Source organism: Paraburkholderia silvatlantica (assembly GCF_003096715.1).
In the GTDB taxonomy this organism is placed as follows: domain Bacteria; phylum Pseudomonadota; class Gammaproteobacteria; order Burkholderiales; family Burkholderiaceae; genus Paraburkholderia; species Paraburkholderia silvatlantica.
Window position 1 is genome coordinate 173861 of record NZ_QEOL01000006.1, and the last position, 17949, is coordinate 191809.

Genomic DNA, 17949 nt, shown 5'->3' on the forward strand with positions numbered 1-17949 from the left:
AAAGGCAACCTCAGGTACCTCGCCACACAAGACACCGCCTCACCCTCCTTCGAGGCGGTGCGTCCGGCAAGCCAGTGAATTCACGCAGCGAGTTGCTGCGCGAAGCGACGCTCGAACGCCTGGCCGTTCGCGTCGAAGAGATGGCAATGGTCGGGCGTCGAGCCCACCTTGAACGCCTCGCCGCGCTCGTGCTGCTCCAGCGGCGGAATGCGCGCGATCAGGCCATCGGGCGCAACCGCGCATTCGGCGTAAAGGTAAGCGGCGTCGCCGAGCGACTCGACCGTCATCGCCTTCGCGCTCACGCCTTCCGCGCCCGTCATGATGTGCAGATGCTCGGGGCGGATGCCCACCGTCACCTTGTCGCCCTCGCGAGCCTTGCCCGGCTCGACGGCCACCTTCTGCGTCTCGCCCGTCTCGTAGCGCACGACGACGCCGTCGCTGCCGGCCTGCTGCACCGTGCCGTCGAGGAAATTCATCTTCGGCGAGCCGATGAAGCCCGCCACGAAGCGATTGGCCGGCGCGTGATACAGGCGGTTCGGACTGCCGACCTGTTCGACGTTCCCCGCCGAGAGTACGACGATCTTGTCGGCGAGCGTCATCGCTTCGACCTGATCGTGCGTCACGTAGATCATCGTCGTCTTGAGCTCGTCGTGCAGGCGCGCAAATTCGAGGCGCATCTTCACGCGCAGCGCGGCATCGAGGTTCGAGAGCGGTTCGTCGAACAGGAACACCTTCGGCTTGCGCGTGATCGCGCGCCCGATCGCCACGCGCTGGCGCTGGCCGCCCGAGAGCTGCTTGGGCTTGCGGTCGAGCAGATGGTCGATATGCAGGATCTTTGCGGCGTTCTTCACGGCCACGTCGATTTCGGGCTTCTTCGCGCCCGCGAGCTTCAGGCCGAACGCCATGTTGTCGTAGAGCGTCATGTGCGGATACAGCGCGTATGACTGGAACACCATCGCAATGCCGCGCTTGGCCGGCGGCACGTCGTTCATGCGCGTGCCGTCGATCGTCAAGTCGCCGCCGCTGATGTCCTCCAGCCCCGCGATCATGCGCATGAGCGTGGTCTTGCCGCAGCCGCTCGGGCCCACGAACACGACGAATTCGCCGTCGCCGATGTCGAGGTTCACGTCGCGCAGCACTTCGTTGTCGTCGTAGCGCTTCAGTACGTCTCTAAGAATCACGCTTGCCATGATGTGTCTCCGTTTCTGTCTAAATCTGCCTAAGCCGGTTCAGTTCGAACGCGTTTGCGCCTGGTTCATCCAGTGCGCCACCCGAGCGGGCAGCGTCGTCATGTCGTCGAAGATTTCAATTGCACCCGCTTCGCGCAACTCGTGCGCGTGCGCGTCGCCGCCCACGTGCGTGCCGCCCACGAAGCCGAGCACCGTCATGCCGGCCGCGCACGCCGCACTCACACCCGTCACGCTGTCCTCGACCACGAGGCACGCGGCGGGCGCGACGTCCATGCCCTGCGCCGCCGCGAGATACACGTCGGGCGCGGGCTTCGGCCGGGCGACGAGATCCGCGCAGTACACGCGCGCGCCAAAGAAGCGATCGAGTCCGTTGCGCGCCAGCACCTCGCGCACCACCTGCGTGTAGCTGTTGCTCGCGCAGGCCTTGGTGAGCGCCACCGCTTCCAGCGCCGCCACGACGCCCGGGAAAAGCGGCGCCTCACGCGCTTGCGCCTCCGCGGCCACGCGGATCGCATCGACGTCGGCGGCGGTGAGGCTGCGCCCGAGCGCTGCGCCTGCGCCGCCCAGCACGCGCTCGATACGCTGGCCGAGCAGCGGCATGACGACGGGCGCCGCGTCGACGCCGGGCCAGCGCGCTTCGAGTTCGCGCACCAGCACGCGGGCCGCCACGGCTTCGCTGTCGATCAGCACGCCGTCGCAATCGCAGATCAGGGCTTGAATGGCCATCGCATTCGCCATTACTTGACTGCCCCGAAGGTAAGGCCGCGCACCAGTTGCTTCTGCGAAAGCCAGCCGACGATCAGCACCGGCGCGACCGCGAGCAAGGATGCCGCGGAGAGCTTCGCCCAGAACAGCCCCTCGGGACTCGAGTACGACGCGATGAACACCGTCAGCGGCGCGGCGTTCGAACTGGAGAGGTTGATGCTCCAGAACGCTTCGTTCCACGAAAGAATGATCAACAGCAGCGCGGTGGAAGCGAGCCCCGGCACGGCCATCGGCATGAGCAGATAGACGATTTCCTGCCAGGTGGCCGCGCCGTCCATGCGCCCGGCTTCGAGAATGTCCTTGGGAATCTCGTTGAAGTACGTGTACGCCATCCAGACGGCAATCGGCAGATTGATGAGCGTGTAGACAATCACCAGTCCGCTCACGGTATCGAGCAGCCCCGAGTTCTTCCACAGCAGATAGATCGGCACGAGCACGCCCACCGAAGGCATCATCTTCGTGGAGAGCATCCACAGCAGAATTCCCTGCGTGCGCTTGTTCGGGAAGAACGCCATCGCGTAGGCTGCGGGCACGGCGAGAATGAGGCAGACGATCGTCACGCCGGCCGAGATCAGCACTGAATTCCACGCGAACGCGAAGTAGTTGCTGCGCGCGAACACCTCTCTGAAGCTCTCGAGTGTCGGCACGAAAAAGATCGTCGGGATATAGGCCTGCTGCTCGGTCTTGAACGCCGTAATCGCCATCCAGAAGATCGGGAAGAACAGCGCGATCGCGATCAGCCAGGCAAGGAGCCCCGGCAGCACGCGCCCGACGAACTGCAGCGGCGACGAATGGTTGACCGCGTCGGGCGATTGCGCGGGCGTAGCGGTAATCTGGCTCATTTTTCGTACTCCCCTTTGAGGTTGCGCGCGAGCATGCGCACGAGGAAGAACGACACGATGTTCGCCAGCACGACGGCGAGAATGCCGCCAGCCGAAGCGATGCCCACGTCGAACTGCTGCAGGCCCATCGAGTAGATCAGGTAAGTGAGGTTGGTGGTCGCGTTGCCGGGACCGCCGCCCGTGGTCGTGTAGATCTCGGCGAAGATCGAGAGCAGGAAGATGGTTTCCATCATCACGACAACGGCAATCGCGCGCCGCAGGTGCGGCAGCGTGATATAGAAGAACAAGGCGATCGGGCCGGCGCCGTCGATCTTCGCGGCCTCCTTCTGCTCCTGGTCGAGCGACTGGATCGCCGTGAAGAGAATCAGGAACGCGAACGGCAGCCACTGCCACGCCACGATCATGATGACCGCAGTAAGGGGATAAACGGCGAACCAGTCGATCGGCGTCATGCCGATCGAGCGCATCGCGATGGCCACGAGGCCGTACACCGGATGCAGGATCATGTTCTTCCAGATCAGCGCGCTCACCGTGGGCATCACGAAGAACGGCGCAATCGCGAACAGGCGTGCCACGCCCTGACCGATGAACTTGCGGTCGAACAGCACCGCCATCAGCACGCCGCCGACCACGGTGATAACGAGCACCGCCACGATCAACTCGATGGTGTGCACGATCGACGGCACGAACGAGGGGTCGGTAGCGAGGAACCTGTAGTTGTCGAAGCCCGCAAACCCTTTGAGATCGGGGTTGAGCAGGTTGTATCGCGTGAACGAATACCAGATCGTCATCGCGAGCGGGATCGTCATCCACAGCAGCAGCACCGCTACGGACGGCGTCACGAGCCAGCGTGAGGCCGAGCGGCGCGATTCGACCTGCTGCGGTTTCTGTGGCGTGCGCGCTCGATTGAATATAGGCATGGGGAGATGGAGATGACGCATGAGGACCACCCTTCTCGGTTGCGCGCCTGTGCGGGGGCACGGCGCGGCATCGGCTGTCGCGAGGGTGCGCGCCACGCCGGGTGGCACGGCGCGCGCTCGCGCTACGACATCGACTGCCTGAACGGCGCAGTCTGACTTCTCGCAGTGACTTCTCGCAGTTACTTCTGATACCCGGCTTGCGCCACGGCGCGGTTGGCAGCGGCGTTACCGGCGGCAAGCGCCTGATCGACGCTCATCTGCCCCGCCACGGCGCCCGCAACGCTCTGGCCCACGACCGTACCGAACGACTGGAACTCAGGAATCCCGACAAACTGGATACCCGTGTACGGCACCGGCTTCGCGGTCGGATGATTCGGATCGGCGGTCTGGATCGCCTTCAGCACGAAGTCGGAGAACGGCGCGGCCTTCTTGTACTCGGGATTCTGATAGGTCGAAATCCGCGTACCCGAGGGCACCGAGGCCCAGCCTTCGTCCTGCGCGACCATCTGGACGTACTCCTTCGACGTGGCCCATTCGATGAACTTCTTCGCGGCGTCCTGCGACTTCGACGACTTCGGCACCGCGAGCGCCCACGACCACAGCCAGTGCGCGCCGTTGGGCGTGACCTCGGTCGGCGCGGCCGCGAAGCCGATCTTGTCGGCCACCTGCGACTGCTGCTTGTTATAGAGAATGCCCGCGGCCACCGTCGCGTCGATCCACATCGCGCACTTGCCCGAGGACATCAGCGTGAGGTTTTCGTTGAAGCCGTTCGAGCTGGCTCCCGGAGGGCCGTCCTTCTTCAGCATGTCGACGTAGAAGTTCACCGCCTTCTTCCACTCGGGCGAGGTGAGCTGCGCCTGCCACTTCTCGTCGAACCAGCGGCCGCCGAAGGTGTTCGCGACCGTCGTCACGTACGCCATGTTCTCGCCCCAGCCGGCCTTGCCGCGCAGGCAGATGCCGTAGGTGCCGGCGGACTTGTCGGTGAGCTTGTCGGCGAAGTCCCTGATCTGGTCATAGGTCGGCTGCTCAGGCATCTTGAGGCCCTTCTTGTCGAACAGGTCCTTGCGGTAATACGTCATCGAGCTTTCGACGTAGAACGGCAGCGCATAGAGCGTGCCGTTGTATGACAGGCCGTCGCGCGCAGTCTTCACCACGTCGTCGAGGTCGTAGCTTGCAGGCAGGTTCGTCATCGGCACGATCCAGCCGCGCTTGCCCCATTGCGGCGCCTCGTAGGTGCCGATCATCATCACGTCGAACTGGCCGCTGTTGGTCGTGATGTCGGTCGTCGCGCGCTGGCGCAGCACGTTTTCTTCGAGAATCACCCAGTTCAGCTTGATGCCCGGATTGGCCTTTTCGAAGGCCGGCGAGAGCTTCTTCAGCTCGATCATGTCCGGGTTGTTCAACATGGCGATCGTGACGGTCTGCGCGTGCGCGGCGCTCGCCGCGGCGACGAGCGCACCCGCACTCAGCGCTCGACTTATGCACTTTGCGGCGGTCTTCATTGCTGGCTTCATGACGTTGTCTCCTTGTTCGTTGCGTTATGTCTTGCTGCAGCCGTGCTGCTGTCGTGATGCGTTGCGCAAGGGTTGCGGCGAGGGTTGCGGGAAAAATCAGCTCATCCAGTTGCCGCCGTCGACGTTGAGGGTCTGCGCGGTAATGTAGTCGGCGTCGGCGGAGGCGAGAAAGAGCGCGGCGCCCGTGAGATCTTCGGGCAGGCCCATGCGCCCGAGCGGCACCGCCTCGCCCACGAGGCGCTTCTTCTCGCCGGGCGGGCGATGCTCGTAGCGTGCGAAGAGCGCGTCGACCTGCTCCCACATGGGCGTGTCGACCACGCCCGGTGCAATGCCGTTCACGTTGATGCGATGGGGCGCCAGCGCGAGCGCCGCCGACTGCGTGTAGCTCAGCACGGCGGCCTTGGTTGCGCAGTAGTGGGAGACGAGCGCTTCGCCGCGGCGGCCCGCCTGCGACGACATGTTGATGATCTTGCCGCCCTGGCCCTGCTCGACCATGCGGCGCGCCACGGCCTGCATCAGGAAGAACATCCCCTTCACGTTCACCGCGAAGAGGCGGTCGTACACGTCCCAGGATTCGTCGAGGAGCGGGCGCATGTCGAAGAGCGCCGCGTTGTTGAAGAGGATGTCGATGCGGCCGAAGCGTTCGACCGCGCTCTGCACGATGCGATCGATGTCCTCGCGGCGCGTGACGTCGGCGCAGATCGCGAGCACGCGCTCGGGGTATGCGGCGGCGAGCGTTGGGGCGACGGACCCGGCGGGCTTCACGTCGACGAGCACGCAGCGCGCGCCTTCGTCCAGATAGCGCTGGGCGACCGCCTCGCCAATGCCGCTCGCCGCGCCGGTCAGCACGGCTACCTTGTCCTGCAAACGTCCGGCCGCTGGGGTCGCGGTGTGTGCCACAGGTTGTCTCCAATTTCGTTCGTGTGGGGCGGGCCCGGCAGACACTCCAGAGGAGCCGCTGAGCGATCGCCCGACATGTGAGCATTTGCTCTGTTGTTGATCGAATGATCGGATACGAGTCGGAGACTGTCAAGGCGAACAAACGCGATTGGGCGAGATTTCGATGGTGCGACGCGCAAGCCTCGACTGGCTGCGCCCTGGAGATCCAGCCCCTTGACCGGATGTCGAGCTGACTCGCCAACCGGAGTGATACGTTATATCATCTCGCCTTCGCGACGCCGACGCGCCCGCGCCCGCGTCCGCCTTCAGGCTCCCTATATCCCCATAGACAAGGATAGAACCATGATCACGTTCAGCCGCGCCAACTGCTCGCCCCGGGCTGCCGCAACGCTCGCGCGCCGTCGCTTCACGCTCGCGCGCCTCGCGGCCGGGCTGGCTCTCGCGCTGGGCACCACTTTCGGCGGCGCGAGCGCGGCCCTGGCGGCGCAGGCGGGCAGCGCCACGATTGCCGTCGTTGCGGCGGAGAACTTCTACGGCGACGTCGCCAGGCAGATCGGCGGAAATTACGTGGACGTGACGAGCATCCTGAGCAACCCCGACCAGGATCCGCACCTCTTCGAGGCCAGCCCGAAGACCGCCCGCGCGCTCCAGAATGCGCGCGTCGTGGTGTACAACGGCGCCGATTACGACCCGTGGATGACGAAGCTGCTCGGCGCCACCGGGGCCAGCAAAAGCGGCACCAGCGGCACCAGCCGCACGACGATCGTCGCGGCGGACCTCGTCGGCAAGAAAGCGGGCGACAATCCGCACCTCTGGTACGACCCGAAGACCATGCCCGCCGTGGCGCGCGCCGTGAGCGCCGCGCTCGGCGCAGCGGACCCCGCGCACAAGAGCGTGTACGATGCCAACCTGGCAACGTTCCTCGCCTCGCTGCAGCCGGTCGACGCCAAGGTCGCGGCACTGCGTGCGCGCTACCAGGGGCAGCCCGTCACGGCCACCGAGCCGGTGTTCGGCTATATGTCGGATGCGATCGGCCTCGACATGCGCAACCTGCGCTTCCAGCTCGCGACGATGAACGACACCGAGGCGAGCGCCTCGGACATCGCCGCGTTCGAGCGCGACCTGCGCGAGCGTCGCGTGCGCGTGCTGATCTATAACAGCCAGGCGACCGAGGCGCTCACGCGGCGCATGCTGGCGCTGGCGAAGCAGTCGAAAGTGCCGTCCGTGAGCGTGACCGAGACGCAGCCGGCCGGCGTGAACTTCCAGCAGTGGATGCTCGCGCAGCTCGACTCGCTCGACAAGGCGCTGGCAATGGGAACACCAGGGCAACACTAACCGTATTCAGCAAGGACAGACGTCATGACCGGGGCCGGGCCTTCGCCCACCGATATCGCTTCATCGCACAACGCACAGCACAACGGCGCGCACCGCGCGCCCACGCCTGTGCTCACGCTGGCGGGCGTGACGCTGGCGCTCGGCGAACGCACGATCCTGCGCGACGCGAACTTCGCGGTGAACCAGGGCGAATTCATCGGCGTGCTCGGACCGAACGGCGCGGGCAAAACCACGCTCATGCGTGCGATTCTCGGCCTCGTGCCGGCCTCGCACGGCGCGATCCGCGTGCTGGGCGAGCCGGTCGCGCGCGGTAACGCGAAAATCGGCTATATGCCGCAAACGCGCACGGCGCTCGCGAGCCGCCGCGTGCGCGGCCGCGACTTCGTGGCGATGGCCGCCGACGGCCACCGCTGGGGTCTGCCGCGCGCCGACGCCGCCACGCGCGCCGACGTTGCGCGCGTGCTGGATCTCGTGGGTGCGAGCGCGCTTGCGGATCGCCCGCTTTCGGAGCTTTCGGGCGGCGAGCGCCAGCGCCTGCTGCTCGCGCAATGCCTGCTCGGCGACCCGAAGCTGCTGCTGCTCGACGAGCCGCTCATCAGCCTCGACCCCAACCACCAGCGCGGCGTGGTCGAACTCGTGCGCCGCGTGCAGCGCGAACTCGGCATCGCGGTGCTGTTCTCCGCGCACGAGCTGAATCCGCTCCTGAACGCGCTCGACCGCGTGCTCTATCTCGGCAACGGCGTGGCCGCGCTCGGCAGCGTGGATGAAGTCATTACCGCGCCCGTGCTCTCGCGCCTCTACGGCTCGCCGATCGACGTGATGCGCATGAAGGGCCGCATCTTCGTGATGTCGGGCGACGTGGAAGTCGAAAAGCACGACCACGAGCATGAGCACGACCATGCCCATGACCACGGCGATCACGGCCACAGTCATGGCGAGGCCCACGGCAACAACAACGACAACACACACGGCCACACGCACGATGCTTGAATACGATTTCATGGTGAACGCCTTCGCGGCGTCGGGCATCGTCGCGGTGCTCGCGGGCGTGGTGGGCTATTTCCTCGTGATGCGCGGTCAGACCTTCGCGGGCCACGCGCTCTCGCACGTGGGTTTCACGGGTGCGACGGGCGCCGTGCTGCTTGGCGTTTCGCCGATGTGGGGCATGGTGGGCTTCACGCTCGCCGCCGGCCTTTCGATGGGCGCGCTCGGCGAAAAGCTCGCGGGCCGCGATGTCGCGATCGGCGTGATTCTTTCGCTCGCGCTCGGCTTCGGCCTGCTGTTTCTGCACTTCTTCACGTCGTATGCCACGCAGGTCACGGCGCTGCTGTTCGGCAACGTGCTGGGCGTGAACCGCGAGACGCTCGGGGTGCTGGCCGCCCTCGCCGTGGCGAGCCTGGCTGCGCTGGCCGCCATCATGCGGCCGCTCCTGTTCGCCTCGCTGCAACCCGAACTCGCCGAAGCGAAGGGCGTGTCGCTGCGCGCGGTCTCGATGCTGTTCCTCGCCATCGCCGCGCTCGCGGTGGCCGCGTGCACGCAGATCGTCGGCGTGCTGCTCGTCTTTACGCTGATGGTCGGTCCCGCCGCCGCCGCGCAGAATCTCACCACGCGCCTCTCGACCGGCCTCGTGCTCGCCGCGCTGCTTGCGCTCGTGCAGGCATGGCTCGGCGTGACGCTCGCGTTCTACACCGACTGGCCCACCAGCTTCTGGATCACCGCGCTCGCCGCGCTCGTCTACGGCGCGAGTCTGATCGGGCGTCGCTAGGGCCTGTTCACTTTCATAACGGGCTTGCGCTGGCACGCTGTACGCGCCATGAAAAAGGCGTTGCCCCGCGCGGTGGCGACGCCTTTTTGCTGATACACCGCATCACGACGCCGGTGGGAACCAGGTTCGCACGCGGCCGTACAGATCGATGAAGCGCGCATAGCGCTGCGCGAGCGCGGCGTCCTCGCGCGGCGTCGCCACCCGCGTCGCGGCCGGCGCAAGCGCCGCGAGGTCGCTCATGCGCCAGTGCCCGCAGGCGAGGCCGCCCAGCATCGCGGCGCCGCGCGCCGCTGCGTTCGGGCAGTCGATCGCGTAAAGATCCGCGTCGAGCGTGTCGGCGAGCAACTGCTGCCAGCGCGCGTCCACGGAGCCGCCGCCAGCGAGCTTGAGCGTCGGCACACTGCGCGCATCCCGCGTGCCCCCAGCGGCGGCTTCATGGGTGCTGCGCACGGCGTCGAGGCCCGCACGCAATGCGAACGCGACGCCCTCGAACGCCGCGCGCATAAGCGAGCCGCGCGAGTCGCCAAGCGAAGCGCCGAGCCAGCCGCCGCGCGCCGCCGGGTCGAGCCACGGCGAGCGCTCGCCGCTCAGGTAAGGCAGGAACGCGAGCGTCGCCGATGGCGGCACGGCGAACGCATCCGCGTAAGCAGAAGCCCAGTCGTAGGCCAGCCAGCCGCGTGCCGCTTCCAGCGCCACGCCCACATTCTGCATGGCGGCCATGGTGTACCAGCCGCCCGTCGCCGAGCGGTAGCGATGCAGCCCGCGCCGCGCGGGCGGCTCGCTGCGCGCGGTGACGACGATCTGGCCGCCCGTGCCCGTCGTGAGGAGCGCGTCGCCGTCGTCGGCCAGGCCGCTGCCGAAGGCGGCGCAAGGCGTGTCGCCCGCGCCCGTCGCGAGCACGATGCCGGCCGGCAGCCCGAGCGCCTGTGCGGCTTGCGCGCCAAGCGTGCCGCTCGCTTCGTGCGACGCGGCCGGCGGCGCGAACCACCGCGCCGGCAATCCCAGCCGCCCGATCAGCGCGAAATCCCACGCGCCGTCGGGTGCGGCGAGCGCTGTCGCGCACGCGTCCGACGGATCGGCCTTGACTGCGCCACCCAGCGCCACGCGCAGCCAGTCTTTCGGCTGCAGTGCCCAGCGCGCGGCTTGTCCGACTTGCGGCTCGTGCTGCAGGACCCAGCGCAGCAACGGCCCCGCCATGCCAGGCGCAACGGGGTTGGGCTGCGCATGCCCGGCGTCGTCGGGCCAGGCAACGAGCAGCGCATGCGCGCGCGTGTCGGGCCAGAGCATCGCGGGGCGCAACGCGCGGCCCGCTTCGTCGGTGAGCACGACACCGTGCATCTGTCCGGAAAAGCCGATGCCGCGCACCGCCGCGCGCTCGCTCTCGGGCAGCCGCGCGCAGGCCGCGACGAGCGCGTCCCACCAGCGGTCCACGGCGATCTCGGCCCAGCCGGGCTGCGGTGTTTCGAGCGCGTAGGCCACACTCGCGGCGGCGCGCTCGACGCCGTCGCCATCGATGACGCCAAGCTTGAGTGAACCGGTGCCGAGGTCGATACCGAGGAAACGCGTCTGCGATGGGCTCATGGGAAACGGTGTACGAGGTGGGTGAGGACGGAAAAAGCCATCATAAGGGCGAGATGCGCGGTACCGAATACGCGTTAAGCGGGCTTGGCGCACCTGCCGCAAATCCGCGCGCAACATAGCCGATTTCGACGCGAAAACCGCCTGTTCGCGGGTTAACCCGGTGCGTGTGCGCGCGATGCAAAACGGCTCACATTCCGCATTCGAAATAGAAATCATAACGGCGCTGCCATATGCGGCATGGCCCGCTGGGCATCGCCAGCCTGGGCTCGACCTGCCCGCACACGTTCCGTCGCGGCGCCGCACCGCCACGCCCGCGCCGCGGCGCTCACCGCGCGCAGGCGCTCAGCCACCGCAAACAGGGGGCTAGCCGCGTTGCACCGCGGCGCGCGCGGTCCGAACCGGCGCCTGGCGTGGCCATCATGATGGCGCCACGCGCGCCGATCCTACCCTTATGTGGCCCGGCCATCCCGAAGGGTGCATATCGTCGCCGGAAAGCACGGAATAGTCTCCAGCGGTCTTGTTGCCTGTTTTCTTACCGCATACCTTGGAGGCCATATCCTTAAACAGAGAGACGGAGACAGACGACATGCAAGCCAAGGGCATTGAGGACCAGGCCGCCCAGCGATCTGGGCACAAGCAGGTCCACCCCTGCGACGAGCGCCTGCCGTTTAGCCAGTTGCTGACACTCGGCATCCAGCACGTGCTCGTGATGTACGCAGGCGCGGTGGCCGTGCCGCTCATCGTCGGCGGCGCGATCGGGCTGCCGAAGGACCAGGTCGCCTTCCTCATCAGCGCCGACCTGTTCGCCTGCGGCATCGCCACGCTGATCCAGACGCTCGGCCTGTGGATCTTCGGCATCCGCCTGCCCGTGATCATGGGCTGCACGTTCGCCTCGGTGGGTCCCATGATCGCCATCGGCACCCATCCCTCGCTCGGCCTTCTCGACATCTTCGGCTCGACCATCGCGGCGGGCGCGATCGGCATCGTGATCGCGCCGATGATCGGCAAGCTGCTGCGCTTCTTCCCGCCTGTCGTGGTGGGCACCGTGATCGCGGTGATCGGCCTCTCGCTGATGGAAGTGGGCATCAACTGGGCCGCGGGCGGCGTGGGCAACCCCGACTACGGCAACCCCATCTACCTCGGCCTCTCGCTGCTCGTGCTGATGCTGATCCTGCTCATCAACAAGTTCGGGCGCGGCTTCATCGCCAATATCTCGGTGCTGCTCGGCATCGTCGCGGGCTTTGCCATCGCGCTTGCGCTCGGCCGCGTGAACCTCGAAGGCATGGCGAGCGCGCCGTGGGTCGGCATCGTCATGCCGTTTCACTTCGGCATGCCGAAGTTCCACATCCTGCCGATCGCGACGATGGTGATCGTGATGTTCGTGACCTTCATCGAATCGACGGGCATGTTCCTCGCCGTGGGCGATATGGTCGGGCGCCCCGTCGATCAGGCCACGCTCGTGCGCGGCCTGCGTGTCGACGGTCTCGGCACGATGATCGGCGGCATTTTCAATTCGTTTCCGCATACGTCGTTCTCGCAGAACGTGGGCCTCATCGGCGTGACGGGCGTGAAGAGCCGCTATGTGTGCGCAATGGGCGGCGTGATCCTCGTGCTGCTCGGCCTCTTTCCGAAGATGGCGCAGATGGTCGCCTCCGTGCCCGCCTTCGTGCTGGGCGGCGCGGGCATCGTGATGTTCGGCATGGTGGCGGCGAACGGCATCAAGGTACTCTCGCGCGTGGACTTCGTGAGGAACCAGCACAACCTCTTCATCGTGGCCGTGAGCGTGGGTTTCGGCCTCGTGCCGGTCGTGTCGCCGCACTTCTTCGCCAGGCTGCCGCCCGCGCTTTCGCCGCTGCTCCACAGCGGCATCCTGCTCGCTTCGGTTTCGGCGGTGGTGCTGAACCTGATCTTCAACGGTGCGAAGAGCGAGAAAGCCGCCGAGCGCGCCATCCGCCGCGCCGGGCACGATCTCGAAGGCCGTCCGGATGCAGGCGAGGCGCCGCAGGCGGGCCACGAAATGCCGCGCTCGGCCGCGCACTGAGTCGATCTCACTGAGGTAATCGAACCGGGTTTGAACGTATTGAGTTGACGCGAGAGGTGTCCCGCTCGCAGGTGTTCATCTGCACACATGCGGGAGGGGTCTTTTGCTGGTTCGGCGCCATGGGAAACCATGGCGCTTTTTTTGCCCGCTTTTCGCCCTTCTTCTGACTCGCGAAATAAAACGCCACGGTCTCCCGTGGCGTTCCTGTTTCCTGCTGCGCAAGCCGTGACGCCGCTTGCTTACCCCGCCGTTGCAGCCGAAGCCGCCGCCGGCGCGCTGGCCGCGCCGTAATCGACCGGCGCGTCAGGCGCGCGCGGCGTCTCGCCCGCGTGCTCGATCCAGCCGCCACCCAGCGCGCGATACAGATCGACGAGGTTGGTCAGCCGCGCGAGGCGCGCCGTGATGAGCGACTGCTGCGCCGTGTAGAGGCTCGTCTGCGCGGTGAGCACCGGCAGATAGCTGTCCACGCCGTTCTTGTAGCGCAACTCCGAAAGCGTGAGCGAGCGCTGGCTCGCGAAGGTGCTGCGCTCGAGCGCCGCGATCTGCTCGTCGTAGGTGCCGCGCGCGGCCAACCCATCGGCCACTTCCCGGAAGGCCGACTGGATCGACTTCTCGTAGCTGGCGATCTCGATGCGCTTCTCGACATTCGCGAGTTGCAGATTCGCGATGTTCGACCCGCCTTCGAAGATCGGCAGCGTGATCTGCGGCACGAAACTCCACGCCGCCGTGCCGGCCTTGAAGAGCCCGCCGAGCGACAGGCTTTCGGTGCCGAACGCCGCCGTGAGCGAGATCTTCGGGAAGAACGCCGCACGCGCCGCGCCGATATTGGCGTTTGCCGCGAGCAGCGCTTCTTCGGCCTGCATGATGTCCGGACGACGCGTGAGCAGATCCGAAGGCAGCCCTGCCGGGATGTCGTTGAGCAGGGCCTGGCCGTCGAGCGGCAGACCTTGCGGCAGATCCGCCGGCAGCGGCTCGCCGATCAGCAGCACGAGCGCGTTCTCGGCCTGGGCGCGCGCCCGCAGTTGCGCCTGCAGGTTGGCCTGCGCGTTCTCGACCACCGTTTGCGCCTGACGCAGATCGAGCTCGGTGCCGGTGCCCGTCTCGAACTGCGCCTTCGTGATGTTGTACGAGTCCTGCGCTGTCCTGAGCGTTTCCTGCGTGACCTTGAGCAGGTCGTCGTCGGAGAGCATGGTCAGGTACTGGTCCGCGACTTCCGAAACCAGCGTGATCTCCGCCGCCTTGCGCGCATACGCCGTCGAGAGGTATTGCGCCAACGCCTGGTCCTTCAGGCTGCGGATGCGCCCCCAGAAGTCCAGTTCCCAGGACGCCTGCACGCCCACGTTGTAGACGCTGTACGGATTGTTCGGCGCGGTCTGCAGGTCGCGAGGCACGCGCGTACGCGTGTCCGTGCCCACGCCGTTGATCGCCGGGAACAGCTCGGCGCGCACGATCTGATACTGCGCGCGCGCCGCCTCGACGTTGAGCACCGAGACGCGCAGGTCGCGGTTGTTCTTCAGCGCGATGTCCACGAGCTGTTGCAGGCGCGGATCGACGAAGAACTCGCGCCAGCCGATGTCGGTCGCCGGGGCGCCGTTGGCGCTGGGGGCAGGCTGGCCGTTCTGACCATTCGCCCCCGCAGCGACTGGCTGAGTCGCGTATACGCCGCCTTGCGGGAAGCTCTGCGACACCGGCGCTTCGGGCCGGTGGTACCACGGCTCCATCGTGCAGCCCGCGAGAAGCGCGGCGGCCAACGCAGCGGCGCCCGCTGCAATTACGGATAGTTTATGCATCTCAATGTCCTTCCTTGCCCGGGCCGTCGCCGTTGCTGCCGCCGCCGTTGCCACCTTCGCGACCACGGTCGTTGCCACCCGTGCCGCCCTGGCCACCGGCGCCGCCACCATTCGCGCCGTTGTCTTCGTCGTGGTCGTGCGCGTGGTGCTCTTCGTAGTGTGCAAGCGCCGTGTCCGCGTCTTCCTTCTCGCCGGCGAACTTCGCGCGAATCACCACGAAGAACATCGGGATCATGAAGATCGCGAGGAACGTGGCCGTGATCATCCCGCCGATCACGCCCGTGCCGATGGCGTGCTGCGAAGCCGAACCCGCGCCGTTACTGATCGCGAGCGGCAGCACGCCGAGAATGAACGCCATCGACGTCATGAGAATCGGCCGCAGACGCAGTCGCGATGCTTCGAGCGCCGCCTCGATCGGTCCCATCTTCCCTTCGGCCTGCAGGTCGCGCGCGAACTCCACGATCAGAATCGCGTTCTTCGCCGAGAGACCCACGGTGGTCAACAGACCCACCTGGAAGAACACGTCGTTCTCGAGGCCGCGCAAGGTCACCGCCAGCAGCGCGCCGAGCACGCCGAGCGGCACCACCATGATGACCGCGAACGGAATCGACCAGCTTTCATACAGCGCCGCGAGACACAGGAACACGACGAGGATCGAGATGCCGTACAGGATCGGCGCCTGCGAGCCCGACTGGCGTTCCTGGTACGACAGGCCCGTCCATTCGTAGCCGATACCCGCGGGCAGCTTCGCCGCGATCTGCTCCATCGCCGTCATGGCCTGGCCGGTCGACTTGCCCTGGCCCGCCTGACCCTGGATTTCCACGGCCGAGATACCGTTGTAGCGCTCGAGCTTCGGCGAACCGAAGGTCCAGCGGCCGCTCGCGACCGAGCCGAGCGGCGCCATCCCGCCCGCACTGTTGCGCACATACCAGTTGTTCAAGTCTTCCGGCGTCATGCGGAACGGTGCGTCGCTCATCACGTACACCTTCTTGATACGGCCGTCCGTATCGAGGAAGTTGTTCACGTAGGCCGACGCCCAGGCGATCGAGAAGGTCTGGTCGACCGCGGCCGCCGTCACACCGAGCGCCTCGGCCTTTTCACGGTCGATGTCGATCGTGAACTGCGGCGTGTCGTTCAGGCCGTTCGGGCGCACGAGTGCGAGCGTCGGATCCTTCGCAGCCATGCCGAGCAGCATGTTGCGCGCTTCCATCAGCTTCTCGTGACCGAGACCCGCGCGATCCTGCAGTTCGAAGTCGAAGCCCGACGCGGTACCGAGTTCAGGAATCGAAGGCGGATTCACCGGGAACACCATCGCGTCCTTGTAGCCCGCGTAGTGCATGAACATGCGCCGCACCAGCGCCTGGACCTTCTGGTCCGCGTGCTGACGCTGCTTGTAGTCCTTCATCCGCACGAACACGAGACCCGAGTTCTGGCCGCGGCCCGCAAAGCTGAAGCCGTTCACCGTGAACACCGAATCGACGATGCTGGCTTCGTCCTTGAGCAGCCAGTTCTGGATGTTGGCGAGCGTGCGTGCCGTCGTTTCCTGGGTCGAGCCCACGGGCGTCTGCACGATCACGAACATCGTGCCCTGGTCTTCATCGGGCAGGAACGACTTCGGCAGGCGCACGAACAGCATGCCCACCGCGACGATCACCACGAGATAGATGATGAGCCAGCGGCCCGAGCGCTTGATCACGTGGTACACGCCGTTGTGGTACTTGTCGCGGCTCGTCTCGAACGTGCGGTTGAACCAGCCGAAGAAGCCCTTCTTCTGCTCGTGATGGCCCTTCGGGATCGGCTTGAGGATGGTCGCGCACAACGCCGGCGTGAGAATCAGCGCGACGAGCACGGACAGCACCATCGCCGCCACGATCGTAAGCGAGAACTGCCGGTAGATCGCGCCGACCGAGCCGCCCGAGAACGCCACCGGCACGAACACCGCGGAGAGCACGAGCGCCACGCCCACCAGTGCGCCGGTGATCTGGCCCATGGCCTTGCGGGTGGCCTCCTTCGGCCCCAGGCCGTCTTCCACCATCACCCGCTCGACGTTCTCCACGACCACGATCGCGTCGTCCACCAGCAGGCCGATGGCGAGCACGAGGCCGAACATCGACAGCGTATTGATGGAGAAGCCCACCGCCGCCATGATCGCGAACGTACCGAGCAGCACCACCGGCACCGCGATCGTCGGAATCAACGTCGCGCGCAGGTTCTGCAGGAACAGGTACATCACGAGGAACACCAGCACGATGCCTTCCAGCAGCGTCTTGATCACTTCCTCGATCGACAGGCGCACGAACGGCGTCGTGTCGTACGGGTACTTCACGACGAGGCCGTGCGGGAAGTACTTCGAGAGGTCGTCGATCTTCTGGCGCACGAGCTTCGCCGTTTGCAGCGCGTTGGCGCCCGTCGCGAGCTGAATGCCGAGACCGGCCGTCGGCGCACCGTTGTACTTCGTGTCGAAGTTGTAGTTTTCGCCGCCCAGACCGATACGCGCCACGTCCTTCAGGCGCACCTGCGAGCCGTCCTGGTTCACCTTCAGCAGGATGTTGCCGAACTGCTCAGGCGTTTGCAGCAGCGTCGACTCGGTGATGGTCGCCTGGAACGCCTGCCCCGCCACCGCCGGCGTGCCGCCCAGCTGGCCGCCCGCGATCTGCACGTTCTGCGCGGTGATCGCGGCTGTGACGTCGGTTGGCGTGAGCTGGAAGTTCGTGAGCTTGTGTGGATCGAGCCACACGCGCATCGCGTACTGCGAGCCGAACAGCGTGACCGTACCCACGCCGTCGATCCGGCTGATCGGGTCCTTCACGTTCGACGCCACGTAGTTCGCGAGGTCGTACTTGGTCATGCTGCCGTCTTCGGACACGAACGCGAGCACCAGCAGGAAGCTGCTGCTCGACTTCGTCACGCTGATACCGAGCTGCTGCACCACCTGCGGCAGGATCGGCGTGGCGAGCTGCAGCTTGTTCTGCACCTGCACCTGCGCGATGTCCGGGTTGGTGCCCGCCGCGAAGGTCAGCGTGATGGTAGCCGTGCCCGAGTCGTCGGAAGTCGACGAGATGTACAGCAGGTGGTCGAGACCGCTCATCTGCTGCTCGATCACCTGCGTGACCGTGTTTTCCACCGTCTTGGCCGACGCGCCCGGATAGTTCGCGCTGATCTGGATGGAAGGCGGCGCGATGGTCGGATACTGCGCGACCGGCAGCGTGAACACCGATGCCACGCCCGCCAGCATCAGGATGATGGCGATCACCCATGCAAAGATCGGGCGATCAATAAAGAACTTTGCCATGAAGCAGGCTCCCG

Annotated in this window: 13 protein-coding genes; 4 read left to right on the plus strand and 9 right to left on the minus strand. The window is 66.3% G+C overall.

Features of this window, described 5'->3' with window-relative positions:
• Positions 1-80: 80 nt before the first annotated feature.
• The 6 genes from C7411_RS10765 to C7411_RS10790 form a co-directional block, all read right to left on the minus strand.
• Complete coding sequence (locus tag C7411_RS10765; protein WP_110384300.1) at positions 81-1190, minus strand: ABC transporter ATP-binding protein; 1110 nt, start codon at positions 1188-1190, stop codon at positions 81-83.
• Positions 1191-1229: 39 nt separating this feature from the next.
• Positions 1230-1916 (minus strand): HAD family hydrolase, encoded by a 687-nt coding sequence (locus C7411_RS10770; RefSeq protein ID WP_243413117.1) that lies wholly within the window; start codon positions 1914-1916, stop codon positions 1230-1232.
• Between the two features lie 11 nt (positions 1917-1927).
• Positions 1928-2797, minus strand: coding sequence for a carbohydrate ABC transporter permease (locus tag C7411_RS10775; RefSeq protein ID WP_110384302.1), 870 nt, complete (start codon positions 2795-2797; stop codon positions 1928-1930).
• Positions 2794-3738 carry a carbohydrate ABC transporter permease gene (locus C7411_RS10780; RefSeq protein ID WP_069262827.1) on the minus strand — a complete coding sequence of 315 codons (945 nt, stop codon included), beginning with the start codon at positions 3736-3738 and terminating at the stop codon, positions 2794-2796. The genes C7411_RS10775 and C7411_RS10780 overlap by 4 nt, the downstream gene beginning before the upstream one ends.
• 158 nt (positions 3739-3896) lie before the next feature.
• A complete protein-coding gene (locus C7411_RS10785; protein ID WP_110384304.1) occupies positions 3897-5231 on the minus strand; it encodes an ABC transporter substrate-binding protein in 1335 nt (444 codons plus the stop codon).
• A gap of 96 nt (positions 5232-5327) precedes the next feature.
• The gene (locus C7411_RS10790) at positions 5328-6131 is read right to left on the minus strand and encodes an L-iditol 2-dehydrogenase (protein ID WP_243413118.1); all 804 of its coding nucleotides are present in this window, start codon (positions 6129-6131) and stop codon (positions 5328-5330) included.
• 342 nt (positions 6132-6473) lie between these two features.
• Here C7411_RS10790 and C7411_RS10795 point away from each other — a divergent pair, with 342 nt between their 5' ends.
• The 3 genes from C7411_RS10795 to C7411_RS10805 are packed head-to-tail and all read left to right on the plus strand — an operon-like array spanning position 6474 to position 9231.
• The gene (locus C7411_RS10795) at positions 6474-7466 is read left to right on the plus strand and encodes a metal ABC transporter solute-binding protein (protein WP_110384306.1); all 993 of its coding nucleotides are present in this window, start codon (positions 6474-6476) and stop codon (positions 7464-7466) included.
• Between the two features lie 24 nt (positions 7467-7490).
• Positions 7491-8456: an ABC transporter ATP-binding protein gene (locus C7411_RS10800; RefSeq protein ID WP_110384307.1), complete on the plus strand. Its 966-nt coding sequence runs from the start codon at positions 7491-7493 to the stop codon at positions 8454-8456.
• Complete coding sequence (locus C7411_RS10805) at positions 8449-9231, plus strand: metal ABC transporter permease (protein WP_110384308.1); 783 nt, start codon at positions 8449-8451, stop codon at positions 9229-9231. Before C7411_RS10800 ends, C7411_RS10805 begins: the two co-directional genes overlap by 8 nt.
• Before the next feature lie 102 nt (positions 9232-9333).
• Here C7411_RS10805 and C7411_RS10810 read toward each other — a convergent pair whose 3' ends face one another.
• On the minus strand, positions 9334-10812 hold the full coding sequence (locus C7411_RS10810; protein WP_110384309.1) for a xylulokinase: 1479 nt from the start codon (positions 10810-10812) through the stop codon (positions 9334-9336).
• A 586-nt stretch (positions 10813-11398) separates the two neighbouring features.
• Between C7411_RS10810 and C7411_RS10815 the strand changes: the two genes are divergently transcribed.
• On the plus strand, positions 11399-12853 hold the full coding sequence (locus tag C7411_RS10815; RefSeq protein ID WP_110384310.1) for a nucleobase:cation symporter-2 family protein: 1455 nt from the start codon (positions 11399-11401) through the stop codon (positions 12851-12853).
• 239 nt (positions 12854-13092) lie between these two features.
• Here the strand turns inward: C7411_RS10815 and C7411_RS10820 are convergent, their stop codons facing one another.
• A complete protein-coding gene (locus C7411_RS10820; protein ID WP_110384311.1) occupies positions 13093-14643 on the minus strand; it encodes an efflux transporter outer membrane subunit in 1551 nt (516 codons plus the stop codon).
• 1 nt (position 14644) lies between these two features.
• The gene (locus tag C7411_RS10825; protein ID WP_110384312.1) at positions 14645-17935 is read right to left on the minus strand and encodes an efflux RND transporter permease subunit; all 3291 of its coding nucleotides are present in this window, start codon (positions 17933-17935) and stop codon (positions 14645-14647) included.
• Between the last annotated feature and the right edge of the window lie 14 nt (positions 17936-17949).

Bases quoted from the DNA above. Each gene is read 5' to 3' on its own strand.
- C7411_RS10815 (WP_110384310.1), top strand. From the start codon at position 11,399: ATGCAAGCCAAGGGCATTGAGGACCAGGCCGCCCAGCGATCTGGGCAC.
- C7411_RS10800 (WP_110384307.1), top strand. From the start codon at position 7,491: ATGACCGGGGCCGGGCCTTCGCCCACCGATATCGCTTCATCGCACAAC.
- C7411_RS10770 (WP_243413117.1), bottom strand. From the start codon at position 1,916: ATGGCCATTCAAGCCCTGATCTGCGATTGCGACGGCGTGCTGATCGAC.
- C7411_RS10785 (WP_110384304.1), bottom strand. From the start codon at position 5,231: ATGAAGCCAGCAATGAAGACCGCCGCAAAGTGCATAAGTCGAGCGCTG.
- C7411_RS10780 (WP_069262827.1), bottom strand. From the start codon at position 3,738: ATGCGTCATCTCCATCTCCCCATGCCTATATTCAATCGAGCGCGCACG.
- C7411_RS10810 (WP_110384309.1), bottom strand. From the start codon at position 10,812: ATGAGCCCATCGCAGACGCGTTTCCTCGGTATCGACCTCGGCACCGGT.
- C7411_RS10775 (WP_110384302.1), bottom strand. From the start codon at position 2,797: ATGAGCCAGATTACCGCTACGCCCGCGCAATCGCCCGACGCGGTCAAC.
- C7411_RS10825 (WP_110384312.1), bottom strand. From the start codon at position 17,935: ATGGCAAAGTTCTTTATTGATCGCCCGATCTTTGCATGGGTGATCGCC.
- C7411_RS10805 (WP_110384308.1), top strand. From the start codon at position 8,449: ATGCTTGAATACGATTTCATGGTGAACGCCTTCGCGGCGTCGGGCATC.
- C7411_RS10820 (WP_110384311.1), bottom strand. From the start codon at position 14,643: ATGCATAAACTATCCGTAATTGCAGCGGGCGCCGCTGCGTTGGCCGCC.
- C7411_RS10795 (WP_110384306.1), top strand. From the start codon at position 6,474: ATGATCACGTTCAGCCGCGCCAACTGCTCGCCCCGGGCTGCCGCAACG.
- C7411_RS10765 (WP_110384300.1), bottom strand. From the start codon at position 1,190: ATGGCAAGCGTGATTCTTAGAGACGTACTGAAGCGCTACGACGACAAC.